Genomic DNA, 12,437 nt, shown 5'->3' with positions numbered 1-12,437 from the left:
TTGGAGAGTAGAACATGGCAATTGACGTTTACCTGCAGATCGACGGGATCAAGGGCGAATCGATGGACGACAAGCACAAGGACTGGATCGAGTGCCTGGCCGTCGACTGGGGCGTGAAGCAACCGCGTTCTGCCACCGCGTCGACCAGCGGCGGCCACACCGCCGAGCGCTGCGAGCACGAGGAAATCACGCTCAAGAAGCTGGCCGACCTGTCCTCGCCGATCCTGCTGCAGACCTGCTCGGCCGGCAAGACGATCCCCAAGGCCAAGCTGGAATTCATGCGCGCGGACGGCCAGGGCGACCGGGTCAAGTACTTCGAGATCGAACTCGAGAACGTCCTGATCGGCGCCGTCGAGCCGAGCGTGAAGGAAGGCAGCATCATCCAGGAGCAGGTCGGCCTGAAGTTCTCGAAGATCAAGTGGAAGTACACCCAGCAGAAAATTGGCGGCGGCACCGGTGGCAACACCTCGGGCGGCTGGGACCTGGCAGCCAACAAGATCGTCTGACCGGCTGGTTTGCGCCTTCGCGCGGCGCGCGCGGCCCATGCCGCGGCGCCGCGCGTTTTTTCTTCCTCTTTTTTCGACCGGCGGAGATTCATGAAGGGCGTCAAACCCGGCCTGCTGGACCGTCTCATGGACGAACGTCTTGACGCGAACGCCGGCAGCCAGACCACCAGCGAGCAGCTCAAGGACAGCGTGGCGCGCGACCTCGAAGCGCTGCTCAACACGCGCCTGGCCTTCGACCCCGCCATCCTGAACGGCTACCCGGAAGCGCGCGGCTCGCTCCTGCACTACGGCCTGCTCGATTTCGCCGGCTACTGCCTGACCAGCAGCCACGACCGGGCCGCCGTCTGCGCCAGCATCCAGGACGCCATCGAAGCCCACGAACCGCGCCTGCGCGACGTCACCGCGACCCTCGACCTCGCGCTGGGCAGCGTCAACCGCCTGTCTTTCATCATCCATGCCCGGCTCGCGCTGCCAGACAGCAGCGAGCCGGTGAACTTCAATGCGGTGCTGCAGCCCTCGTCGCTGCACTACGCCGTCAAGCGCAACGGCCGCCCGCGCGGCTGACCATCTTCCTTAAGGACGCGACACGATGGACATCAATCTCAAGACCCTGATCGGCAAGCTGAACGACACTACCCGCGCCGCCGCCACCCGCGCCGCCTCGATCTGCGTGGGGATGGGGCAGTACGAGGTCGAGATCGAGCACCTGTTCCTGGGCCTGATCGAGCAGCCCGGCAGCGACCTGTGCGTGATCGCGCAGCACTGCGACATCAGCCTGACGGGCCTCGAGACCGACCTACGCAACGAGGTCAACCGCTTCGCCACCGGCAGCGCGCGCACGCCGGTGTTCTCGCGCCACCTGCCGCTGCTGTTCGAGCACGCGTGGCTGATCGCCTCCCTCGCGACACCAACTGCGGGACAACCAAACCAGATCCGTAGCGGCCACATGCTGCTGGCGCTCCTGAGCGAACCCTCGCTGTCGCAGCTGGCGCTGCGCGCCTCGCCGCTATTTCGCAAGTTCCCGGTCGACCGCCTCAAGCACGACTTCGAGAAAATCACGCGCGGCTCGCAGGAAGCGCAGCCGGTGGCGCTGGAGCAGTCCGACATGCCGGGCGACGCGGCCGAGGAGATTGCCGCCGGCCCGGCACGCGCCACGCCCGCGCTCGACCAGTACACCACCTGCCTGACCCAGCGCGCGCGCGACGGCCGGGTCGATCCGGTGATCGGACGCGACCCCGAAATCCGGCAGGCGATCGACATCCTCATGCGGCGGCGCCAGAACAACCCGATCCTGACCGGCGAGGCGGGTGTCGGCAAGACCGCCGTGGTCGAAGGCCTGGCGCTGCGCATTGCCCAGGGCGACGTGCCGGACGTGTTGAAGGGCGTCGAGATCCACACGCTCGACATGGGCCTGCTGCAGGCCGGCGCCAGCGTCAAGGGTGAATTCGAGAACCGCCTGAAGAACGTGATCGACGAGGTGAAGAAGAGCCCCCATGCCATCATCCTGTTCATCGACGAGGCGCACACGATGATCGGGGCCGGCGGCACGGCCGGCCAGAACGACGCCGCCAACTTGCTGAAACCCGCGCTGGCCCGGGGCGAACTGCGCACCATCGCGGCCACCACCTGGAGCGAATACAAGAAGTATTTTGAAAAGGACGCCGCGCTGGCGCGCCGCTTCCAGGTGATCAAGGTCGAGGAGCCGGACGAGCCCACCGCCTGCGCCATGCTGCGCGCCATGGCGCCGCTGATGGAAGGCCACTTCAAGGTGCGCATCTACGACGATGCCATCCTTGAAGCGGTGCGCCTGTCGCACCGCTACATCAGCGGGCGCCAGCTGCCGGACAAGGCGATCAGCGTGCTCGATACCGCCTGCGCCAAGGTGGCCCTGGGCCAGAGCGCCACTCCGGCTGCGCTGGAAGACTGCAGCCGCCAGATCGAGCGTATCGATGCCCAGGTGGCCTCGCTGCAGCGCGAAGCGAATGCGGGCGCCAGCCACGAGGAGAAGCTGGCGCAGCTGCGCCAGAAGCGCGGCGCGCTGGACGACGAGCGCATCGGCCTGCAGCAGCGCTGGGACGAAGAACAAAAAATCGCCGCCGAGATCGGCGAGATGCGAATGGCTCTGGAGGAGGGCAGGACGCAGGATGCCAGCGCCTTGCGCGCCCGGACGGATAAACTGCGCAGCCTGCAGGGCGAATCGCCGCTGGTGCCGGTGCAGGTGGACGGCCACACGGTGGCGGAGATCGTCGCCAGCTGGACCGGCATTCCGCTCGGGCGCATGGTGAAGGACGAGCTGCGCACCGTGGTCAAGCTGCAAGAGCTGCTGGACGAGCGCATTCTGGGCCAGTCGCACGCCAGCCAGGCCGTGGCCCAGCGGGTGCGCACGGCGCGCGCCAACCTGGACGATCCGAACAAGCCCAAGGGCGTGTTCCTGTTCGTCGGCACCTCGGGCGTCGGCAAGACCGAGACCGCGCTGGCGCTGGCCGATATCCTGTACGGCGGCGAGAAGAAGCTGGTCACCATCAACATGAGCGAATACCAGGAAGCGCACAGCGTCTCCGGCCTGAAAGGCTCGCCGCCGGGCTACGTGGGCTATGGGGAAGGGGGCGTGCTGACCGAGGCGGTGCGGCGCAACCCCTACAGCGTGGTGCTGCTGGACGAAGTGGAGAAGGCGCACTCGGACGTGCTGGAGCTCTTTTTCCAGGTCTTCGACAAGGGCGTGCTGGACGACGCCGAAGGGCGCCAGATCGACTTCCGCAACTCCATCATCATCCTGACCTCGAACGTGGGCTCGAGCCAGATGATGCAGGCTTGCCTGAACAAGCCCGCCAGCGAGGTGCCGGCGCCCGAGCAGCTGGCGGAGCTGATCCGCCCGCAGTTGATGAAACACTTCAAGCCGGCCTTCCTCGGGCGACTGACGGTGGTGCCCTTCTATCCGATCCGCGACGAGGTGCTGACCAACATCATCCGTTTGAAACTCGACCGCATCAAGGCGCGCGTGATGGACAACCACCGTGCGCGCTTCGAATACGACGATGCGCTGGTGTCGGCGGTCCTGAATCGCTGCACCGAGGTCGATTCGGGCGCGCGCAACGTCGACAACATCCTGAACGGTACGCTGCTGCCCGAGATCGCCGACAGCGTGCTGGCGCGGATGGCCGAGGGCGGCGCGATCACCCGGGTCAAGGTGGGCGCGACCAAGGCCGGCAAGTTCAAGTACGCGATCGAATAAGGTCTCGCCATGCAGAATGTTCAAAATTCGCTCGACAAGCTGCTGGTCCCGATCAGCATGGACCGGCCCTGCGGCGAGGACCTCGCGTTCTCGCCGGAGTTCGATGCCATCAACCGCGCGCGCCAGGCCGACGATCCGTCGATCGAGCAGGGCGCCTGGGTCACGACCCTGAAGGAAGCCGACTGGAAGTTCGTGTCCAAGCGCTGCACGGAACTGATGGAGACCCGCAGCAAGGACCTGCAGCTGGCGGTGTGGCTGGCCGAAGCCAGCGCCAAGATGGGCGGCTTGCCCGGCCTGGCCGACAGCCTGCGCTTGCTCGCCGCCCTGTGCGAGCGCTACTGGGAGGACGTGCATCCGCTGCCGGATGAAGACGGCCATGAACGCCGCATCGGCAACCTGGCCTGGATTGCCGCCCGCATCGCACCGCTCGTAAAAGAGGTGCCGCTGGCCGAGGGCGTGACCATGATGGCCTGGGAAGCGGCGCGTGCGCGCGGACCGGAAGCGGTGGCGGAGCTGGAGGCGGCGCGCGCCAAAACGCCAATGACGGCGCGCCAGGCGCTAGGGGCGGCGGCGGAAGACTGCCTGGCCGCGCTGGCCGAGCTGGAACGCGTGGTCGACGACCGGCTGGGCGCCGACGGCCCCAGTTTCGGCGCCGGCCGCGCGGCCTTGCGCGACTTCGCCGACATGGCGGCGCCTTCCACGCCGCAAGGCGCGGTCGCGGCGCAGCCAGTGGGCGCCGCGCCGTCGATGCCGGTGGTGGTGGCATCCAGCGCCGCAGTGCGGGTGATCGACGGTCCGCTGCAAAGCCGCGAGCAGGCGCTGGCGCAGCTGCGCAGCGTGGCGGAATTTTTCCGCCGCACCGAGCCACACAGTCCGGTCGCCTACCTGGCCGAAAAGGCGGCGCGCTGGGGCGAACAGCCGCTGCACGCGTGGCTGCGCTCGGTCATCAAGGATGATGCCTCGCTGGCGCGGCTGGAAGATTTATTGGGGATCGAAGGGGAGGGGTGAAAGAAAATTTCATCCAGAGGCTTCGGATGAAATTTTCTTTCAAGAGGCCGGCGGATTATTCCGCCGGTTTTTGCGTGCCCGGCTGGACCAGGGACGAGGCCTTGGCAATTTGCGCCTCGACCGTCTGCACTGCCTGGCGGGTCGCCTGCGTGACCTGCTCATAGCCCTTGAAGGCATTGTCGATCGCGGTCTTGATGATCTCGACCGCGTTCTCCGAGCCGGGCTTGACGTTCTGGGTCACGTCGTAGATCAAGGCCGACAGCGTGCTCTTGGCTTCAGCCACGTGGGTGTCGGCGGCCTGGCGGAACTCCTGGTGCATCTCGTCGATGATGGTCTTGAGATTATCGCGGTATTCCGCGGCGCCGGCGGCGCCCGGCTGCATGCGCGCATGCAGCGCCGCGATCGCGGCCTTGGGATCACCGGCTTTGGCGATTTCCTGGCTTGCAGCGATCGAGCCTTCCATCGAGCTCTTGGCTGCATTCATGTTCAGCGCCATCACCTGTTCTACCCCCTTCACCGTCCTGTCGGCGAGGGTGTTAAAGGTCTGCATCTGCAGGTCGAACAGGGTCTTGGTGGCGTTGGCGAACTGCTCCGGACTCGTGAACATCGGTGTCTCCTCAGTATTGGAATAGATCGGATGAGCCTTGCCACCCCATTATTTAGCAACAATGAGTTTTTCGCAACGCGCGTCCCGATAGGGGCCAGCGAATTTTTCCCAGCCCGCCCCGAGCGGCGTCTGCGAGCAGGCGAGAGCGCCGTTGAGTTTGCTGCGCCATTGGAAATAGGGGGCCGGAGCGGCCAGTGCGGCCTGCACAGCCAAAGCCAGCGAGATGAGGAGAGTCAGTCGTTTCATGTCCCGTCGAGCTTACCTTGCCCCCGCGCCAAGTCAAGCATTGCCTTGACCTTCCTACAGTGGGAAGGTGTATTCTGGACCTTGAATACAACAGGAGATGGCAATGCAACAAGGAGGGCAGCTCAATATCGGCGACGCCGCCAAGGCCTCCGGCGTCTCGGCCAAGATGATCCGCCACTACGAATCGATCGGCCTCATTGGCGAAGCGAAGCGCACCGAGTCCGGCTACCGCGTGTATTCGGAAGAAGATGTGCGCGTGCTGCAGTTCGTGCACCGCGCCCGCGCACTCGGCTTTTCGCTTGAGCAGATCGGTAAGTTACTCAGCCTGTGGCAGGACCAGGGCCGCGCCAGCGCCGACGTGCGCGCCCTGGCGCGCGCCCACATCGAGGAACTCAATCGCAAGATCGCGGAAATGGAAGCGATGCGGCGCACGCTGGAGACGCTGGCCGCGTCCTGCCATGGCGACGCGCGTTCACACTGCCCGATTCTCGACGACCTCGCCGCGCACTAGGACGTCGGCAGGGCCAGCGGGCGTACCCGTTCCAGGTCGGGGAATGCGGTGACGCGGTAGCGCTCCGGATACGCGTCCGGCACCGGCCTCATGAGCTCAGAGCAGGCCTCGTGCAGCGCATCCCAGGGCAGCATGAGCAGCTCCTGCATCTGATCGCCCTCGTACACGACCAGGGCCACGCGCTCGGTACGTGGCAGCAGGCTGTCGACGCCATTGGTCCAGCTGCACAGGCTGTATTCGACACCCGTATCGTCGTGGCGCATCACCTTGTAGCTGGCCACGAAAATATCGGTGCCGCTCTTCTCGTGCAGTTCGTCCAGCGTCTCCTTCTGCGCCGCATAATCGCCGTACAGGTACTGGCGCTGCAGGCTTTCCAGGGCGCCGCGCGCCGCCTCGTCCTCCGGCATATGTTCGACCGGCCGGCCATCCTGATAGCGGTACAGCAGCGCCGACACCGGCCGGGTCTCGCTGTCGGCAATGCGCTGGGCCAGCGCCACCATCGCGCGGACAGCTTCGACGTCGTTGCCGGAGGCGAGCAGCAGCGTGCCGCGCGCCGGCACCATCGCCAGCGGATTGGCGCCGGCAATGCGGTGCGCCAGGTCGGGGAGCAGCAAGCGCGAGGAATCGTAGGCGTCGCCCCATTCACCGGCATAGACGCCATGCTCCACCTGGGCGAAGCGGTCGACGGTCGCGTCGCGCAAGTTGTCCATGGCCGCTGCCAGCGCGTCGTCCGGGCTCACGCCCCAGCGCTCCAGTTGGTCGGCGCCGAAGGACTGCATCATGTGCTCGCCGTCGTGGACCAGCATCAGCGCGGTGTCGCTACTGAAGGGGAAGACCAGGCTGCCCGACGCTGCGCCCGGATCCTTACCGAGCTCCATCAGGCGCATGTATTCCATCATGCCGCGCCCGCGCAGTACCGGCATCAGGCGCGAGCGCGCTTCGGCATAAGTGGACGGCAGGCCGGGCGGGCTCACCATCGCGACCGCGCGTGCGAGCTGCAGCACGCGCTCGTGCTTGTTGGCCGCGCAATATTCGGGATACAGGTTGTGCAGGTTGATGACCTGGCCGCCGTCGCTGCCGACCAGCAGACGGAATCCAGGTTCGTCGAAGCGCACTGGTTCGTCGGGATGGTGGATAGCCAGCTTCTTCATCAGGAGCTGGGCATATTTGCGCGGCGTCGGCGGCCGGCGGAAGAAATCGAAGAGGGACATGGGCGCAGTCTAGAAGGAATGACCGCGCCTGTCCAAGCAGGGCAGGTAAAACGAAAAACGCCGTAAGCCTTTTTCAAAGCTTACGGCGTTTTGCGGGACTCTCGTCCTAGGTAGAGTTTGGTGCCCACGGAGGGACTCGAACCCCCACACCTCGCGGCACATGGACCTGAACCATGCGCGTCTACCAATTCCGCCACGTGGGCACTGATACTGCTACAACAAAACTTCTACTGCTTGCGGATAAACATCCGGTAGTTGGTGCCCACGGAGGGACTCGAACCCCCACACCTCGCGGCACATGGACCTGAACCATGCGCGTCTACCAATTCCGCCACGTGGGCATTGTGCTGCTAACTTCTTACTGCTTTACTACTTGCGGAAAACTGCTCCGGTAGAGTGGTGCCCACGGAGGGACTCGAACCCCCACACCTCGCGGCACATGGACCTGAACCATGCGCGTCTACCAATTCCGCCACGTGGGCACTGAACTGCTAACTCTGCTACAATATCAGGCTTTGTCATTTTTCGCTAGATCAACTTTCGTCGCTCATTGCGTAAGACGCTCTTCCTGCTACTGCATTTTCTCCTGCTGCAGCGAGCTGCGTTGCTGAAGAGACCGAGATTATAGCGGAAGGATTTCAAAAGTCAAAGGCCTCCACGCTGAGGTTCATAGGCAAATTCCCCGTGCACGCTTCGCTGCATATGTTAGGCGAATCCCACGCCTCTCCGTTACACTACGCCTGTCAAGGTGTCAATGAATCTGGGTCCTGCATTGGCAGCGTCCACAATATTAAAGAGAAATAAGAAAACGACTTGAAGCAACCTACTCATACCATTCCTAGCCGCGAGGAAATCCTCGCCGTATTCCGCAATGCCAAGGGCCCAGTGGGCGCCGCAGATGTGGCGCGCGCCCTGAAGGTCAAGCCCGCCGCGCAGGAAGTGCTCGGCCGCCGCCTGAACGCGATGGAGCGCGATGGCCAGATCCGCGCCGATGCCAGCGGCACCTATATGCTTGCCGACCAGTCCGGTTTCATCACGGGCAAGGTCAGTGCGCACCGCGACGGCTATGGCTTCGTCATTCCGGACGAGGGCGGCGACGACCTGTTCCTGAACGATAAGGAAATGAACAAGGTGCTCAACGGCGACCGCGTGCGCGCACGCGTCACCGGCACCGACCGCCGCGGCCGTCCGGAAGGGACCATCGTCGAGGTGGTCGAACGCGCCAACACCCACATCATCGGCCGCCTGTTGAACGAAGGCGGCGTCTGGATCGTCTCGCCGGAAGACAACCGCATCAGCCAGGACGTACTGGTGGCGGGCGGTCCGGGCAAGGCAAAGGCGGGGCAGGTCGTCAGCATCGAGCTGATCGAACAGCCTTCGCGCTTCCAGCAGCCGACCGGCCGCATCGCCGAAGTGCTGGGCGAGCTGGACGACCCGGGCATGGAAATCGAAATCGCCGTGCGCAAGTTCGGCGTCCCGCACGTCTTCTCCCCCGCTGCGCTGAAGCAGGCCAACCGCCTGCCGAACGAAGTGGTGGATGCGGACCTGGCAAACCGCGTCGACCTGCGCGACGTTCCCCTGGTCACCATCGACGGCGAAGACGCGCGCGACTTCGACGACGCGGTCTATTGCGAGCCGGTGAAGATCGGCCGTACCAAGGGCTACCGCCTGCTGGTCGCGATCGCCGATGTCAGCCACTACGTCAAGCCGAACGACGCGCTGGATGCGGATGCGATCGAGCGCAGCACCTCGGTCTACTTCCCGCGCCGCGTGATCCCGATGCTGCCGGAGAAGCTGTCCAACGGCCTGTGCTCGCTGAACCCGGCGGTGGACCGCTGCACCCTGGTGTGCGACATGGTCGTCACCGAAGACGGCGAAGTCACCGCTTACCAGTTCTACCCGGCCGTGATGCACTCGGCCGCGCGCCTGACCTATAACGAAGTGGCCGACATCCTCGGCAACACCAGTGGTCCGGAAGCCCAGCGCCGCCCGGGCATCGTGCCGCACCTGCTGAACCTGAATGAAGTATTCCGCGCGCTGCTCAAGGCGCGCCAGGAGCGCGGTGCGATCGACTTCGAGACCACCGAGACCTACATCGTCTGCAATGCCGTTGGCAAGATCGAGAAGATCATCCCGCGCACCCGCAACGATGCGCACCGCCTGATCGAAGAGTGCATGCTGGCCGCGAACGTGTGCGCCGCCGACCTCCTGATCCGCCACAAGCACCCAGGCACCTTCCGCATCCACGCGGTGCCGACCGAAGAGAAGCTGAACCAGCTGCGTACTTTCCTGAAGCTGGTCGGCCTGAACCTGGGCGGCGGCACCAAGCCGACGGCGCGCGACTACGCCGAGGTGATGCAGAAGATTAAGGAGCGTCCGGATGCGGCGCTGCTGCAGACCATGCTGCTGCGCTCGATGCAGCAGGCGGTGTATAGCCCCGACAACGTCGGCCACTTCGGCCTGGCCTACGAGGCCTACGCCCACTTCACCAGCCCGATCCGCCGCTATCCGGACCTGCTGACCCACCGCGCGATCAAGGCCATCCTGCAAGGGAAGAAGTACGAGCCGAAGGACATCGAGCTGGGCAAGCTGAACACGACCATGTCGAATTCGGCGCGCAAGCAGGCCGCCAAGGACAAAGCCGCGGGCACGCAGAAGAAAGAGCAGGACCTCACCATCTGGGATGCGCTGGGCGTGCACTGCTCGGCCAACGAACGCCGCGCCGACGAAGCCTCGCGCGACGTCGAGAACTGGCTGAAGTGCTACTTCATGCAGGACAAGCTGGGCGAGGACTTCACCGGCACCGTGTCCGGCGTGACTCCGTTCGGCATCTTCGTGACCCTGGACCAGCTGTACGTCGAGGGCCTGGTGCACATCAGCGGTCTCGGTACCGACTACTTCCAGTACGACGAAGCGCGCCATGAACTGCGCGGCGAGCGCGGCGGCGCGACCTATCGCCTGACCGACAAGGTCAACGTCAAGGTGGCGCGCGTCGACCTCGAGTCGCGCAAGATCGACCTGGTGCTGGCCGAAGCAACGGAGAGCGTCCCCGCGCCGATGGAGCGCGCGCGCCAGGCCGCCATCGATGCGATGGAAGGGAAGGCGCCGAAGTCGAAGAAAGCGAAAGCCCCGGCGGTGGAGCCGTCGCGCTACACCAGCGCCGAGGACGAGGAGGAGGAAGACGTCGTCTTCGTGCCGCCACCACGGGTGCCGCGCAGCGCGCGCAAGCCGGCAGCGAAAGCCCCGGCCCAGACCGCAAGCAAGACCGCGTCCAAGACGCCTACCAAGCGCGCCGTCAAGGCGAGTGCGCCAAAAACCAAGGCGGAGGCCAAGACCCCCGCTGCCAAAACTAGCAGGAAGAAGAAGTAATACATGAAAAATAAAATGCTTTTCGGTTTCCACGCGGTGACCTCGCGGCTGCGCCACGAGGCCCAATCGGTGGAAGAGATCTTCGTCGACGCCGAGCGTAACGACGCCCGCATGAAGGCCCTGATCGCCAACGCGAAAGAGGCCGGTGTGCGCGTCATGCCGGTAGACGCCGCGCGTCTCGACAAGATCACCGGCACCCGCCGCCACCAGGGCGTGATCGCCTTCGCCAGCCAGCTCGCGCTGGCGCGCAACCTGGACGAGCTGCTGGACGCGATCGAGGGCCCGCCGCTGCTGCTGATCCTGGACGGCATCACCGACCCGCACAACCTGGGCGCCTGCCTGCGCGTGGCCGACGGCGCCGGCGCGCATGCCGTGATCGTGCCGAAGGACCGTGCGGTCGGCCTCAACGCCACCGCGGCCAAGGTGGCCAGCGGAGCCGCCGAGAGCGTCCCCTACATCACCGTCACCAACCTGGCGCGCACCATGCGCGACCTGAAGGACCGCGGCATCTGGCTGATCGGCACCTCCGACGACGCCGACAAGGGCCTGTACGAAGCCGATTTTTCCGGCCCGGCCGCGCTGGTGATGGGCTCGGAAGGCGAGGGCATGCGCCGCCTGACCCGCGAGACCTGCGACCTCCTGGTCAGCATTCCGATGTTCGGCTCGGTCGAGAGCCTGAACGTGTCGGTCGCGTCGGGCGTGTGCCTGTACGAAGCGCGCCGCCAGCGCGTGGTGCGCGAGGGCTGATCCGCCTACGTCAAATTGGATCCCCGCCTGCGCGGGGATGACGGTCTTTGGGTCAACGGTGTACTCATGATGAGTCGCTGGCCCAAATACACATCACCACCATATGCGCGTCGTTCCGGCGAAGGCCGGAACAATGCCACTGGCATTGTTCCGCCCAATTCCCTCGCTCATCCTGTAGCTTCTCCATCCCACCGCAAGACCCAAGCAAACCCCCGCAACATACGCTACCATCATCATTGGTTTGCGATCATCTTTATTATGTTTTCCAACTTACGCGACGATATCCAGAGCATCATCCAGCGCGACCCCGCCGCCCGCAACGGCTGGGAAGTCCTGACCTGCTATCCTGGCCTGCATGCGGTGATCATGCATGGCTGGGCGCACGCCTGCTGGAAGCTCAACCTGAAGTGGATCGGCCGCTTCATCTCCTACGTCGCCCGCATCATCACCGGCATCGAGATCCACCCCGGCGCCGTCATCGGCCGCCGGGTGTTCATCGACCACGGCTTCGGCGTGGTCATCGGCGAGACCGCCGTGGTCGGCGACGACTGCACCATCTACCAGGGCGTCACCCTGGGCGGCACCACCCTGGTGGCCGGCACCAAGCGCCATCCGACCCTCGAACGCGGCGTCATCGTCGGCGCCGGCGCCCAGGTGCTGGGCGCGTTCACGGTCGGCGAGTATGCCAAGATCGGCTCCAACGCGGTCGTCATCAAGCCGGTCCCGAGCGGCGCCACCGCGGTCGGCAACCCGGCCCACATCATCCGCAAGGAAGACCAGTCGCGCAGCGCCCATCTGTTCGCGGCCTACGGCGTCACGCCCAACGGCGACGATCCGCTGTCCAAGGCGCTGCGCGCGCTGGTCGACCACGTCGCGCGCCAGGACGAGCAGATCGAGCGCCTCACCAACACCATGCGCGAGGCCGGCCTGTGCTGTCCGAAGGTGCCCGAGGGTGATAAACTCGACTCGGAACAACTGAACCGACTGGTCGACTGAGGAA

Annotated in this window: 11 protein-coding genes and 3 tRNA genes; 8 read left to right on the top strand and 6 right to left on the bottom strand. The window is 65.1% G+C overall.

Going from position 1 to position 12,437, the window contains the following annotated elements; genetic code table 11:
* Positions 1–14 precede the first annotated feature (14 nt).
* The 4 genes from GV068_RS00170 to tssA all read left to right on the top strand — a co-directional run bounded on the left by GV068_RS00170 (position 15) and on the right by tssA (position 4,746).
* On the top strand, positions 15–506 hold the full coding sequence (locus tag GV068_RS00170) for a type VI secretion system tube protein Hcp (RefSeq protein ID WP_159695435.1): 492 nt from the start codon (positions 15–17) through the stop codon (positions 504–506).
* Between the two features lie 90 nt (positions 507–596).
* Complete coding sequence (tssE, locus tag GV068_RS00165; protein WP_159695434.1) at positions 597–1,070, top strand: type VI secretion system baseplate subunit TssE; 474 nt, start codon at positions 597–599, stop codon at positions 1,068–1,070.
* A 25-nt stretch (positions 1,071–1,095) separates the two neighbouring features.
* Complete coding sequence (gene tssH / locus GV068_RS00160; protein ID WP_159695433.1) at positions 1,096–3,738, top strand: type VI secretion system ATPase TssH; 2,643 nt, start codon at positions 1,096–1,098, stop codon at positions 3,736–3,738.
* 9 nt (positions 3,739–3,747) lie between these two features.
* Positions 3,748–4,746, top strand: a complete 999-nt coding sequence (gene tssA, locus GV068_RS00155; RefSeq protein WP_159695432.1) for a type VI secretion system protein TssA — start codon at positions 3,748–3,750, stop codon at positions 4,744–4,746.
* Positions 4,747–4,801: 55 nt separating this feature from the next.
* Here tssA and phaP read toward each other — a convergent pair whose 3' ends face one another.
* Positions 4,802–5,353, bottom strand: coding sequence for a TIGR01841 family phasin (gene phaP / locus GV068_RS00150; protein WP_159695431.1), 552 nt, complete (start codon positions 5,351–5,353; stop codon positions 4,802–4,804).
* 48 nt (positions 5,354–5,401) lie between these two features.
* The gene (locus GV068_RS00145; protein WP_159695430.1) at positions 5,402–5,599 is read right to left on the bottom strand and encodes a hypothetical protein; all 198 of its coding nucleotides are present in this window, start codon (positions 5,597–5,599) and stop codon (positions 5,402–5,404) included.
* 103 nt (positions 5,600–5,702) lie between these two features.
* Here GV068_RS00145 and cueR point away from each other — a divergent pair, with 103 nt between their 5' ends.
* Positions 5,703–6,110, top strand: a complete 408-nt coding sequence (gene cueR, locus GV068_RS00140; RefSeq protein ID WP_159695429.1) for a Cu(I)-responsive transcriptional regulator — start codon at positions 5,703–5,705, stop codon at positions 6,108–6,110.
* On the opposite strand, the gene GV068_RS00135 is transcribed toward cueR, so the two are convergent.
* The 4 genes from GV068_RS00135 to GV068_RS00120 form a co-directional block, all read right to left on the bottom strand.
* Complete coding sequence (locus GV068_RS00135; RefSeq protein WP_159695428.1) at positions 6,107–7,321, bottom strand: hypothetical protein; 1,215 nt, start codon at positions 7,319–7,321, stop codon at positions 6,107–6,109. The two genes, cueR and GV068_RS00135, sit on opposite strands and share 4 nt — an antisense overlap.
* A 118-nt stretch (positions 7,322–7,439) precedes the next feature.
* Positions 7,440–7,524: transfer RNA gene (locus GV068_RS00130), tRNA-Leu, on the bottom strand.
* Between the two features lie 53 nt (positions 7,525–7,577).
* Positions 7,578–7,662 (bottom strand) — tRNA-Leu (locus GV068_RS00125).
* A gap of 56 nt (positions 7,663–7,718) precedes the next feature.
* Positions 7,719–7,803, bottom strand: a tRNA-Leu gene (locus GV068_RS00120).
* 331 nt (positions 7,804–8,134) lie between these two features.
* Here GV068_RS00120 and rnr point away from each other — a divergent pair.
* The 3 genes from rnr to cysE all read left to right on the top strand — a co-directional run bounded on the left by rnr (position 8,135) and on the right by cysE (position 12,433).
* Positions 8,135–10,690 (top strand): ribonuclease R, encoded by a 2,556-nt coding sequence (gene rnr / locus GV068_RS00115; protein ID WP_159695427.1) that lies wholly within the window; start codon positions 8,135–8,137, stop codon positions 10,688–10,690.
* Positions 10,691–10,693: 3 nt separating this feature from the next.
* A complete protein-coding gene (gene rlmB, locus GV068_RS00110) occupies positions 10,694–11,437 on the top strand; it encodes a 23S rRNA (guanosine(2251)-2'-O)-methyltransferase RlmB (protein ID WP_159695426.1) in 744 nt (247 codons plus the stop codon).
* A 258-nt stretch (positions 11,438–11,695) separates the two neighbouring features.
* Complete coding sequence (cysE, locus tag GV068_RS00105) at positions 11,696–12,433, top strand: serine O-acetyltransferase (RefSeq protein ID WP_159695425.1); 738 nt, start codon at positions 11,696–11,698, stop codon at positions 12,431–12,433.
* Positions 12,434–12,437: the final 4 nt, after the last annotated feature.

The sequence above is a fragment of the Massilia sp. 9I genome, from assembly GCF_902506415.1.
Lineage (GTDB): Bacteria > Pseudomonadota > Gammaproteobacteria > Burkholderiales > Burkholderiaceae_D > Telluria.
The sequence above is the reverse complement of the archived record's forward strand: the minus strand, read 5'-3'. Positions and strand labels throughout refer to the sequence as shown.

Bases quoted from the DNA above. Each gene is read 5' to 3' on its own strand.
- GV068_RS00170 (WP_159695435.1), top strand. From the start codon at position 15: ATGGCAATTGACGTTTACCTGCAGATCGACGGGATCAAGGGCGAATCG.
- tssE (WP_159695434.1), top strand. From the start codon at position 597: ATGAAGGGCGTCAAACCCGGCCTGCTGGACCGTCTCATGGACGAACGT.
- tssH (WP_159695433.1), top strand. From the start codon at position 1,096: ATGGACATCAATCTCAAGACCCTGATCGGCAAGCTGAACGACACTACC.
- tssA (WP_159695432.1), top strand. From the start codon at position 3,748: ATGCAGAATGTTCAAAATTCGCTCGACAAGCTGCTGGTCCCGATCAGC.
- phaP (WP_159695431.1), bottom strand. From the start codon at position 5,353: ATGTTCACGAGTCCGGAGCAGTTCGCCAACGCCACCAAGACCCTGTTC.
- GV068_RS00145 (WP_159695430.1), bottom strand. From the start codon at position 5,599: ATGAAACGACTGACTCTCCTCATCTCGCTGGCTTTGGCTGTGCAGGCC.
- cueR (WP_159695429.1), top strand. From the start codon at position 5,703: ATGCAACAAGGAGGGCAGCTCAATATCGGCGACGCCGCCAAGGCCTCC.
- GV068_RS00135 (WP_159695428.1), bottom strand. From the start codon at position 7,321: ATGTCCCTCTTCGATTTCTTCCGCCGGCCGCCGACGCCGCGCAAATAT.
- rlmB (WP_159695426.1), top strand. From the start codon at position 10,694: ATGAAAAATAAAATGCTTTTCGGTTTCCACGCGGTGACCTCGCGGCTG.
- cysE (WP_159695425.1), top strand. From the start codon at position 11,696: ATGTTTTCCAACTTACGCGACGATATCCAGAGCATCATCCAGCGCGAC.